This window comes from Methylobacter sp. (genome assembly GCF_036845245.1).
GTDB lineage: Bacteria > Pseudomonadota > Gammaproteobacteria > Methylococcales > Methylomonadaceae > Methylobacter_A.
In genome coordinates this window covers 1-11,185 of the sequence record NZ_DAIUEH010000029.1, presented here as the reverse complement: position 1 = coordinate 11,185, position 11,185 = coordinate 1, and the positions used below count along the sequence as shown (strand labels likewise).

Genomic DNA, 11,185 nt, shown 5'->3' with positions numbered 1-11,185 from the left:
TATGGCAAAAGAATTTGGTCGTAATGCCCGCGTTTCATCGCAGATGCAGAAAGAGCTTTCTCTGGTTTTGCAACGGGATATTGATGACTCCAGGCTGGGCTTTATTACTATCAATGAAGTGGTAGTGACTAAAGACCTTGCTGTGGCAAAAGTATATGTTACGGTATTGAATGTTGATGAGCAGGGCAAAAAAGCCAATGTTAAATTGCTTAACGAGATGGCGCCTGTGATTCGGCATCAATTGGCCAAAAGAATGCGCTTAAGGCATATTTCCGATTTGCGTTTTTATTATGACGATTCATTCGATACCGGCATGCGGGTGTCGGAACTGTTAAGCGGTTTGGATAAGCCTATCGAATCCGCTCAGGACGGGCACGACGAAAACGAAGGCTAGTTCAGATGAGTAAACGCAAGTCCGGGTGCAATATTCACGGCATATTGCTGTTAGATAAGCGCCTTGGGGTATCTTCAAATAAAGCCTTGCAGGAAGTCAGGCGCTTGTTTAATGCCAATAAAGCGGGACATACCGGCAGCCTGGATCCTTTGGCTACCGGCTTATTGCCGCTTTGTTTCGGCGAAGCGACCAAAGTCTCGGGGTTGATGCTGGATGACAATAAGCGTTATCAAGTCGTCATTCAACTCGGGGTTATGACCGATACCGGAGACCGGGAAGGTACGGTTTTAGAGACTAAGCCGGTGCCAGAGCTGTCCATCGACGACATACAGGCCTGTCTGGAAAAATTTACCGGCGAAATCGACCAAGTTCCCCCGATGTATTCGGCTTTAAAGCATAACGGTAAAAAGCTTTATGAGCTGGCACGGGAAGGTAAAACGGTTGAGCGTAAAGCCAGGCGTATCACCATATTTGAATTGAAGTTGCTGACTGATTCTCAAGCGCTTGCTTTGCAACCGGATCAATTGACGCTGGATGTCTTTTGTTCGAAAGGCACTTATATCCGCTCGCTGGCGGAAGATATCGGGCATTACTTGGGTTGCGGCGGAACGGTAAATGAGTTACGCCGACTCGAAGCGGGTCAATTTAACATTGCAAATGCCAAAACCATCGAACAGCTGACGGCAATGGATCAGCAAAGCTTGTTTCAATGCCTGATTAATGTCGATAAACCACTGGAAGCTCTGCCCGCCGTGCAGTTGTCGGATCAACAGACAATTTGCATAAAATACGGCCAGTCGCTCGATTTTTTATCTTTCGATGAAACTCTACTGAGCGTAGCGGAAGAGCTCGGCGCAAATGGAGGCAGCACAAGTCCGGAAAGGAGGCAAGGTACAGTGCGCATGTATAATGATGCGGTCTTTTTAGGCTTGGGAGAAATGCTAATGGATGGTAAACTAGCACCGAAAAAGTTGTTCAATATGAGCAACGAACTGCTCTGAATTTATACACTCAGACAGAGAAAATACATCTGTTCCTACACCCTATCGTGGAAACAGTGTGCATAAGGAGCCGCCATGTTGGCGGCTTTATTTTTAATTTTTAATCTAAATAGGGATTACAAATGCCATTTACAGCAGAACAAAAAAAAGCGGTCGTTGAGGCCTATCGTCAATCAGAAACCGACACCGGTTCGCCTGAAGTGCAAATTGCTTTATTGACGGCACATATCACGCATTTAACACCGCACTTTGCAGAACATAAAAAAGACAACCATTCACGTCGTGGATTGTTGCGCATGGTTAATCAACGTCGTAAGTTGCTGGACTATCTAAAAAATAAAGACGTAAACCGTTACCGTAATTTAATTGAACGTCTCGGATTACGTAAGTAATAGAACAAAGAAACGGCACAGAGCTCTTGTGCCGTTTCTGTTTTAACATTTCATGGATTGAACAAATTTTTAAACAACCTCGACACAAAGGAACCTTATAGTGAACCCTATCAGGAAAGAATTTCAGTACGGCGATCGACTCGTTAAATTAGAAACTGGTGAAATAGCACGTCAAGCTGACGGTGCTGTAATGATCGATGTAGATGGTACGACACTGTTAGTCACCGTCGTCGGTAAAAAACAGGCAAGTGGTGGCGACTTTTTTCCATTGACTGTTAACTATCAAGAAAAAGCTTATGCAGCCGGTAAAATACCAGGCGGCTTTTTTAAGAGAGAAGGTCGTCCAAGTGAACAAGAGACTTTAACGTCTCGTTTGATTGACCGGCCTATCCGTCCTCTTTTCCCAGAGGGTTATACCAACGAAGTTCAGATTATTGCCACAGTCGTATCATTAAATCCTGAAGTTAATCCCGAAATTCCTGCTTTATTAGGCGCCTCTGCTGCCTTGGCGGTTTCAGGTTTGCCTTTTAACGGCCCGGTAGGCGCAGCTACTGTAGGTTATAAAGACGGCGAGTATTTACTAAATCCTACTCCTGCCGTATTAAAAGAATCGCAGCTGGAACTGGTTGTTGCCGGAACCGCTCATGCGGTATTAATGGTTGAGTCTGAAGCCGACAACCTGTCGGAAGACGTCATGTTGGGCGCGGTTTTATTCGGTCACCAGCAAATGCAGGTCGCCATTAACGCCATTAACGAATTTGCAGCCGCTGCCGGTGCAGGCGTTGTTGAGTGGGTAGCTCCCGAAGCGAATGCCGAACTTAAAAAATTGGTAACTACCGAAGTTGAAGCAGGTATTAAAGCCGCTTATCAAGTCGCCGAAAAATTGGTTAGACAAGAACAACTGAAAGAGATTAGAAATGCCGTGGTTGAAAAACTGACGGAAAATGGCGAATATGCAGAAAGCGATATACGCGGCATTATCGAACATCTGGAATACAGCATCGTGCGTAACGCTATTCTTAACGAAGGCAAACGTATTGACGGACGCGAGTTGGACAAGATCAGACCGATTACTGTCAGAACCGGCGTATTACCCAGAACTCATGGTTCCGCATTATTTACCCGTGGCGAAACTCAAGCCTTGGTTGTTGCAACATTGGGTACACAACGCGATGCGCAAATCATCGACGCGTTAGCCGGTGAATACAAAGAACCGTTCATGCTGCATTACAACTTCCCTCCGTACAGCGTTGGCGAAACCGGATTTGTCGGTTCACCAAAACGCCGTGAAATCGGCCACGGCCGTTTGGCGAAACGTGGCGTTGCCGCCGTGTTGCCTAATATGGATGAATTCCCGTACACCATTCGCGTGGTCTCGGAAGTCACTGAATCCAACGGTTCAAGCTCCATGGCTTCGGTTTGCGGCAGCAGTCTGGCGTTGATGGACGCCGGTGTGCCTATTACATCACCGGTTGCCGGTATCGCAATGGGCCTGATTAAAGAAGGCGACAGCTTTGCAGTATTGTCCGACATCATGGGGGATGAAGATCATCTGGGCGATATGGACTTTAAAGTTGCCGGTTCAGTGAACGGCATTACCGCACTGCAAATGGACATCAAAATAGATGGCATTACCGCAGAAATCATGAAGACAGCTCTGGATCAGGCAAAACACGGTCGTTTGCATATCCTGAACGAAATGAACAAAGCGTTGTCCACCACGCGTGAAGAAATGTCTGACTTCGCACCGCGTATCATCACCTTTAAAATCGATCCTAGCAAAATCCGCGAAGTTATCGGCAAAGGCGGCGCAACCATACGCAGCATCACCGAGCAAACTGGCGCCAGCGTTGATTTGACCGATGACGGCATCGTTAAAGTGGCATCTGTCGATAAAGCTGCCGGTGAAGAAGCGCGTCGTTTGATCGAGGAAATTACCGCTGAAGTTGAAGTCGGTAAAACCTACGAAGGCAAAGTGGTCAGATTAATGGACTTCGGCGCATTCGTTACCATTCTTCCCGGTAAAGACGGCTTGGTTCATATCTCGCAAATCTCTGACGAACGTGTTGATAAAGTCAGCGACAGATTGAATGAAGGCGATGTGGTCAAAGTCAAAGTACTTGAAATTGACCGTCAAGGCCGAGTTAGATTGAGCATGAAAGAAGTCGAAGCGGAATAACCCAAGCTTTGTTTGCCGCTCTTAACAATAGGGCGGCTTAAGGGTATAAAAAAGGGATTGTGATTCGTCGCAATCCCTTTTTTTGTTTGGCTTATATGAAAGAATAATGAAAGTTCAGGATAATTAGAACGCAAAACCGATATTCAACGCCATGAAAAAAATATCGTTGATTTTTCTATTCGTAGGGCTTGCCGTTGGCTTTCTGGTCCCGGTGAGCCACAAGATACCGGTAGCAGGCGCGACCGCTACCGATTGGAATCCGGTATCCTTCTGGTACTATCCCTGGGGACGTTCCGGCACACACAAAGGCATAGATATTTTTGCCAAGGCAGGCGTTCCCGTGTTGGCGGCGAGTAGCGGCGTGGTGATTTATACCGGTTTTAACGACATAGGCGGTAATGTCATAGTGGTATTGGGGGAGAAATGGCGTTTTTATTACTACGCTCATTTGCAGCGAATCAATACCCGCGTTTTACGGCTGGTCAGCGTGGGTGATACTATCGGCACAGTCGGCAGTACCGGCAATGCGCAAGGGAAACCACCACATTTGCATTTTGTTATTCGCAGTTTGTTTCCGTTATTTTGGCAATACGATGACAGTAAACCAGAGCCTTGGAATAGAATGTTTTACCTTGATCCCGGCACGATTTTAATTCCATCGTCTGGGTGATCGGCAAGTCGCCTACAATATTGCCAAAAAGGATTTAAACAAATCATGAATAAGCACATTTTGATCGCTGACGACGACGCCCATATCCGCGAAGTCATCAGCTTCGCGCTGAAAAAAGCGGGTATGCAAGTGACACTCGCAGAAGACGGACGACAGGCGCTACAGCAATTTAACGCACAGGCCGTTGACCTGATTGTACTGGACATCAACATGCCGGAGTTTGACGGGCTGGAAGTCTGCCGTGAACTTCGTAAAACCTCCGATGTGCCAATCTTGTTCCTGTCTTCGCGCGATGATGAAATCGACCGGATATTGGGCCTGGAAATCGGCGGCGATGATTATGTCACCAAGCCTTTCAGCCCGCGCGAATTGGTCGCCCGTATTAACGTCATACTCAAACGTATTCACAGCGCAGCAAAACCTGTTATCGAAGCAAGCAATCTCTATCATGGCAAACTGCGCATTCAGGTTGAACAACACGCGGCCAGCTGGAACAACCAAGTTATCGGTCTTACGGCCACGGAATTCGCCATACTGTTGCTTTTGATACGCCAACCCAACCGGGTGTTCAGCCGCGATACCATCATGAACAGCGCCTATTCCAACAATGTCTACGTTAGCGATCGCACCATCGACAGCCATATTCGCCACATTCGCCAAAAATTCAATGATGCCGGTTGCGAGGCGGTAATAGAAACCGTCCATGGCGTCGGCTACAAGCTCGCCTCATGCCAATAAATGCGCAACTGCCGATGTCAAATCGGCGTCTGTTTCGGCTCAGGAATATTTTGCTGATTGTAATGCTGATGGTATTGGGCTTGCCGCTGGGCGGATTGTATTTCTTCCGCATTTACGAAAACGAATTGGTGCAACAAACCGAGCGGGAATTAATCTCGCAATCTGCGGTATTGTCGGCCGATTTTCGGCAACATGTGCGGAATCTGCACCATGAAGATAGCGCTTACGGAAAGATCCTGCCGTCGCTGCCGCCCGAAAGCGATACCTACCACCCCGTTATTCCTGTATTGAGCTTGGTTAACCCGGTTCAGCCGCCGCGCCCTGCCGCACAGCCGGTACAAATTCCTGCGGATGAACTGGCGCAACATATCGGCGAGATAATGCGCCCGGTGATAGCGGATACCCAACGCATAACGCTGTCCGGAATACGTTTACTGGATATGAATGGCACAGTGATAGCCGGGAACGAAGACGTTGGGCTGTCGTTTGCAGATATTTCTGAAGTCCGGCGCGCCTTGGACGGACACTATGCCGGTACGATTCGTCAGCGTCTTTCCGACGAGCCCCCGCCGCCTTTGTATTCAATGAGCCGAGGCGCTAATATTCGCGTATTCGTCGCCTTTCCGGTGATTGAAGACCGGCACTTGCAAGGCGTAATCTATGTTTCGCGAACGCCGGAAAATATCCTCAGGCATTTGTTTGAAGTCAGAAAAAAGGTTTTCGTGGCCTTTTCGATCCTGCTGGGTTTGGTCGTGTCGCTGGTGCTGCTGGTGTCGGCCACCATCTCGCGGCCTATCCGCGAACTCATCCGCCAGACGGAGCGCATCAAACAAGGCGAGCAAAAACTGCTCGAATCGTTGAAAAATCCTGTCACCTACGAAATTGCCCAGCTTTCGGAAAGCTTCGCGAGCATGTCGCTAGCCTTGGCGGAGCGTACTGATTACATTCAGCGTTTCGCAACCCATGTGTCGCACGAATTCAAAACCCCGCTGACTTCCATGCAAGGCGCACTGGAATTGTTGCAGGATCATCCGGATACCATGCCCGACGGCCAGCGCCGACGTTTCATTGATAACCTGCTGGCCGATACCCAACGCCTAAAGCAGTTGGTCAACCGGTTGTTGGAACTTGCCCGTGCCGACGCGTTGGAGCCCAGTCGCCAGGATAGTCATGTTCCGGCTGCTATTATTGCGCTGCAAAGCCGTTATGCTGAACGCGGTTTGCAACTGCATTACAGCAACCTGCCCGGTACAACGCTGGCGATTGCCCCGGATGCGCTGGAAATAGTGCTGATCAACCTGTTCGAAAACAGCTTGCAACATGCGGCCGACCGAGTCGAAATTACCTCTGGTTTTCACGGAAATACCTTGCAACTTAGCTTGCAAGACAATGGCACAGGTGTGTCACCGGCCAATCGCAACAAGATTTTTATTCCATTTTTTACCACACGCCGAAATAGCGGCGGTACCGGTTTGGGGCTGGAGATCACGCATTCATTATTGAAGGCCTACGGAGGCAGGATTGAACTGGCCGAAAGCGGGCAGGGGGCTTTGTTTGTGTTGAGTTTGCCGTTAAGCAGTCGATCAAAAGTCTTTTAAGGTTTTTTATTCACCACGAAGGCACGAAGGACACGAAGTTTTATATTTATTCGTTTGCTTCGTGCTCTTAGTGTCTTCGTGGTGAATTTTTTACCCTCGTTCTCACGCGCTACGTGGGAACGAGACAAAACGTCCCGCCGTTCAGAACGTTGCCAGGCAGACCTTCCAGGTTTTAAAAACCGGGAAGGTCCGCCTATCGGCATGTTTCCCGCCTAACGGAGGTAAGGGGCTGTCGTCATTTCGATAGCCCGCAGACACTTGTGTATAACGATGAGCACAGCGCGTGGGACCGAGACAAAAAGTCGTTCGTAGTGAATCGTAGCATCATTCTATCTGCACAAAAATTCCACAAAAAATCCTTAACCCCGCCATTCGCCCTGCACATCGTCCTGTCACTATAAAGACATGGATACTCACTTAAAAAAACATTTGCCGGTACAGCTTCCGATCTATCCATTATTGATGGGCATCGGGATGCTGTTAATGGCTGTCGAACCCATCGCCTGGCTGGTTAACACTTGGTTTGAACCCGCTCACGATTCCAAAGGCGGCTGGATATTTTTACTCTGCGCCGGGCTGTTTTTTTGGAGCGTGCGCAGTCCGCAACAAGCCGTTACCGGCAAGACCCATAAAAAAGCCGTTATTTTGTTGTTAGTCACCGCCTTCATCCGAGGCATAGGCCAGGTTTTTGCGGTTAATGTGTTGGGCGCGGTAGCGTTAGCGATTGATGTCTACGCCATTGGTTTACTGGCCGCATTGAACGACAGGAAAACCCCGCTATCGGCTGGCTGGTTGGCAGTTCTGTTCGCCTTTTCGCTGCCGCTGGAACGCATTCTGCAACGAATCATCGGTTTCGGTTTGCAACACCTATCAGCGGACGGGGCATGTAGGGTGCTGCAAGGGTTATTCGCCGATGTGCAGTGTGCAGGGATAAGAATCCTGTTGGCAGGCCGCGACGTTCTGGTGGATTTGCCTTGTTCAGGGGTAAAAAGCATCACCCTGTTGCTGGTTCTGTATGCCGCGCTGATGTGCGTACTCAGGCCGACGCTGTTAAATAGTGTTGTGATGGGGCTGACGGCGCTGGCTAGCGCGTTGCTGGCCAATATTATTCGCATCACTTGCCTGTCCATCTTTATCGCCTACCCGGAAAAAATAGGCGGCATCAATGTGCTGGCGCAGCCTTGGCATGACTTAATCGGATTGTTTTGCTTGATATTGGCGGCTATGCCGTTGGCTTTGCTTTGTCCTCCTCGTCGTTCGGGAGAGGAGGGCAGTCAAAAAAGTCCAAGCCATAACTGTCCGCAGCCCATTCAAGCCGGAAAAACAAAAACACTGGCAGCGCTTGGGTTTGCAATGCTGGCAGCTGTGATTGTTGCGCTGCCGCGGCAGCCTTTGGATATTTCCGATACCCGCACCGCGCTCAGCTTGCCGCTTTACCTAAACGGACAATACGGGCAAACCGTCGCCTTAAGTATTCAAGAACAAGCCTATTTCACCCAATACGGCGGCACTGCGGTAAAAATGCGTTACGGCGACAACAGCGCAATGTTAATTCGCACCAACTCGCCGCTTCGACATATGCACACGCCCGACGATTGCCTGCGCGGCTTGGGATTCGATGTGCACTATCAAGGCATTCAGTATCAACCGCTGCCGACGGCTATTTACTTGGCGACCGCTCCAAACGGAGCGCAGTGGCGTATCGCCGTGACTTTTTATTCCGATCTTGGGCAGTTTACGACCAACGTTTCCGAAGTGGTGTGGCGCTGGCTGCAACAGCCGCACAGCACTTGGTATGCTCTGCAACGCATTACCCCCGTTTCCATCCCCGAATCCGAAGCTTCCGAATGGGATAACACCCTGTTTGCAGCCTTGGATTTAACTTCAGTCCACTTCCAGGAGAATTCTCATGCTAAACCTGATTAAACATACCGCCTGTTTGCTGTTGCTCTGCTTAAGCTGTTTCGTTTCGGCGGCCGCATCGGAAATGAGCGGTGCCATTGAAGCCTTGGCCGACGGCAAGAAAATAAACTTCCCGTTACTGAAAACCGATATGCTTGCCAAAGTTAAAGGCGATTTAGTGACGGTTACCGTCAAACAAACCTTTGCCAATCCGCACGATAAGCCACTGCACGCGACTTATTTGTTCCCGTTGAATCAAAATGCGGCGGTTCACCGGATGGTGATGGACGTCGGCGATGAGCGCGTCGAGGCAAAAATCCAGCGCATTGAAGACGCAAAGGCCGTTTTTGAACAGGCCAAACAACAAGGCAAGGCCGCCTCATTGCTGACCGAACACCGTCCCAACATGTTCACCCAAGACATCGCTAACCTGATGCCGGGGCTGCCGGTGCAAGTCACCCTCACTTATAGCCAAACACTGCCTAAAATCGACGGGCAATATGAACTGGTGTTGCCGTTAATTGTCGGGCCTCGCTATCAACCGGCCGGTGCAGGCGTTGCGCCGACGCCTGTTACCGAAGTGAAAAGCACCGAATCCTTAGGACAATGGGAAATCGAAAAACTGCCGGATTATCCCGATGTGGCAGGTTTAAACAGCCCGGAAATCATCGATAAAGAACGTGTTGCGATTACCGTTGAATTGGACGGGGGCTTACCGATTACCGAGTTGAGCAGTAAAACCCATGCCGTCAGCGAAGAAAAACTGTCGGCAAGCCAGAGGGTCATACGTTTGGCCGAAGGCAAAACCATCGACAACAAGGATTTTGTGTTGCGTTACCGCTTGAGCGGCAGCGCCACGCAGGCCGGTTTATTGGCTCACCAAGATGAGCGCGGCGGTTTTTTCAGTTTACAGTTGGAACCGCCCGCCGTTCCTGAAGTGAAAGACATTGCCGCGCGGGAAATGGTTTTCGTGCTCGATACCTCCGGCTCCATGAGCGGCAAGCCGATTGAGGCAAGCAAGCAGTTTATGCTGCACGCGCTCCATAACCTGCATCCCAACGATTATTTCCGCATAATCCGCTTCAGCAACAATGCCGAAGAATTTACCGACGAACCGGTTGCTGCAACTTCAGAAAACATCCAGCAAGGACTGCGCTATGTGCAAGCACTGACCGCCGATGGTGGCACGGAAGCAGCTAATGCGATACAGCAGGCTTTTGCCAAGCCCGCCAAAGCTAACACATTACGCTTAGTGGTATTCCTGACCGATGGTTATATCGGTAACGAATCTACTGTTCTGAAGCAAGTTGCAGAAAAAATAGGCACAGCGAGAATATATGCTTTAGGTGTCGGCACTTCCGTGAATCGTTTTTTACTGGAAGAAATGGCCGGTATGGGACGCGGTTTTGCCCGTTTTATCGATCCTACCGAAATCGCCGACGATGTGGCAATACAATTGGCCGGTAAGCTGGAAAGCCCGGTGCTGACCGACATCAGCATCGATTGGGGCGATTTGCAGGTTAGCGACATCGCGCCGACGAAAATCCCCGATTTGTTTGCCGGTGGCGCGTTACGTATTCAAGGCAAATACCGACAATCCGGGCAACACACCATCAAAGTTAGCGGTTTAGTCAATGGACGCAAAGCCCAGCTGCCTGTCACCGTCACACTGCCTGCCGGTTCGGACGACAAGGATAACCCGATACCGGTGATTTGGGCGCGCGCGCAAATTGCCGAAGCGATGCGGCAGATCAATACGCCCTCGTATTTACGTACCGAAACCATTGCCGATGACGTGTTAAAAGCCAAAGTCGTCGATTTAGGATTGAACTATGGATTAACCACGCGTTGGACGGCTTTTGTCGCCGTAGCGCAAAAAATTGTTAATACGCATCCTGAGCAAGCGGTGCAAAGACATGTTCCGTTGCCGATGGTCAACGGCGTCAGAGCAAAAGCTTATGGTGAGAGTTCAGGGCAAACAACCCCAACACAAGCCATGATGACGGCACAAAATTTTTCAGGCGGTGCAACGCCGGAACCTTCAACTTTGGCGGGGTTGGTCATCGTGACGTTAATTGGGTTTTGGACTTGTTATCGCCGCAGGGCGATCATTCATGCCGCATAATCAACCCCCATCATTGCGAATAAATTGATTGTCTCTTGTTGCTGGTATCGATTGCAGATGGCTTGTTTTACAAGCAACCCGTAGAGTCCTCTCGACAGCAGGGCTTTATGCCGGATTACACTGCTTTTTTCGGGCTAGTGTGTCATGAAGAAAGGCGCAAGCCTTTTATGCTGTATTAAAGATGAG

General features: G+C 49.6%; 9 protein-coding genes. All 9 read left to right on the top strand.

Annotation, left to right across the window (positions count from 1 at the left end):
- Position 1: 1 nt before the first annotated feature.
- The 9 genes from rbfA to V7051_RS13725 all read left to right on the top strand — a co-directional run bounded on the left by rbfA (position 2) and on the right by V7051_RS13725 (position 10,999).
- Complete coding sequence (gene rbfA, locus V7051_RS13765; protein ID WP_333875711.1) at positions 2-394, top strand: 30S ribosome-binding factor RbfA; 393 nt, start codon at positions 2-4, stop codon at positions 392-394.
- Positions 395-399: 5 nt separating this feature from the next.
- Positions 400-1,395 carry a tRNA pseudouridine(55) synthase TruB gene (gene truB, locus V7051_RS13760; protein WP_333875709.1) on the top strand — a complete coding sequence of 332 codons (996 nt, stop codon included), beginning with the start codon at positions 400-402 and terminating at the stop codon, positions 1,393-1,395.
- A gap of 122 nt (positions 1,396-1,517) precedes the next feature.
- Entirely contained in the window at positions 1,518-1,787 is a 270-nt protein-coding gene (gene rpsO, locus V7051_RS13755) for a 30S ribosomal protein S15 (protein ID WP_333875708.1), read from the top strand.
- Positions 1,788-1,887: 100 nt separating this feature from the next.
- Positions 1,888-3,966 carry a polyribonucleotide nucleotidyltransferase gene (pnp, locus tag V7051_RS13750; RefSeq protein ID WP_333875706.1) on the top strand — a complete coding sequence of 693 codons (2,079 nt, stop codon included), beginning with the start codon at positions 1,888-1,890 and terminating at the stop codon, positions 3,964-3,966.
- A 151-nt stretch (positions 3,967-4,117) separates the two neighbouring features.
- Entirely contained in the window at positions 4,118-4,636 is a 519-nt protein-coding gene (locus V7051_RS13745; protein ID WP_333875704.1) for a M23 family metallopeptidase, read from the top strand.
- 45 nt (positions 4,637-4,681) lie between these two features.
- Positions 4,682-5,374, top strand: coding sequence for a response regulator transcription factor (locus V7051_RS13740; RefSeq protein WP_333875702.1), 693 nt, complete (start codon positions 4,682-4,684; stop codon positions 5,372-5,374).
- The gene (locus V7051_RS13735) at positions 5,365-6,972 is read left to right on the top strand and encodes a sensor histidine kinase (RefSeq protein WP_333875700.1); all 1,608 of its coding nucleotides are present in this window, start codon (positions 5,365-5,367) and stop codon (positions 6,970-6,972) included. Before V7051_RS13740 ends, V7051_RS13735 begins: the two co-directional genes overlap by 10 nt.
- 405 nt (positions 6,973-7,377) lie before the next feature.
- The gene (gene xrtT, locus V7051_RS13730; RefSeq protein WP_333875698.1) at positions 7,378-8,898 is read left to right on the top strand and encodes an exosortase T; all 1,521 of its coding nucleotides are present in this window, start codon (positions 7,378-7,380) and stop codon (positions 8,896-8,898) included.
- Positions 8,882-10,999 (top strand): VIT and vWA domain-containing protein, encoded by a 2,118-nt coding sequence (locus V7051_RS13725; protein ID WP_333875696.1) that lies wholly within the window; start codon positions 8,882-8,884, stop codon positions 10,997-10,999. The genes xrtT and V7051_RS13725 overlap by 17 nt, the downstream gene beginning before the upstream one ends.
- Positions 11,000-11,185 lie beyond the last annotated feature (186 nt).

Coding starts and splice junctions, on each gene's coding strand:
- V7051_RS13740 (WP_333875702.1), top strand. CDS start 4,682: ATGAATAAGCACATTTTGATCGCTGACGACGACGCCCATATCCGCGAA.
- V7051_RS13745 (WP_333875704.1), top strand. CDS start 4,118: ATGAAAAAAATATCGTTGATTTTTCTATTCGTAGGGCTTGCCGTTGGC.
- rbfA (WP_333875711.1), top strand. CDS start 2: ATGGCAAAAGAATTTGGTCGTAATGCCCGCGTTTCATCGCAGATGCAG.
- truB (WP_333875709.1), top strand. CDS start 400: ATGAGTAAACGCAAGTCCGGGTGCAATATTCACGGCATATTGCTGTTA.
- rpsO (WP_333875708.1), top strand. CDS start 1,518: ATGCCATTTACAGCAGAACAAAAAAAAGCGGTCGTTGAGGCCTATCGT.
- xrtT (WP_333875698.1), top strand. CDS start 7,378: ATGGATACTCACTTAAAAAAACATTTGCCGGTACAGCTTCCGATCTAT.
- V7051_RS13725 (WP_333875696.1), top strand. CDS start 8,882: ATGCTAAACCTGATTAAACATACCGCCTGTTTGCTGTTGCTCTGCTTA.
- V7051_RS13735 (WP_333875700.1), top strand. CDS start 5,365: ATGCCAATAAATGCGCAACTGCCGATGTCAAATCGGCGTCTGTTTCGG.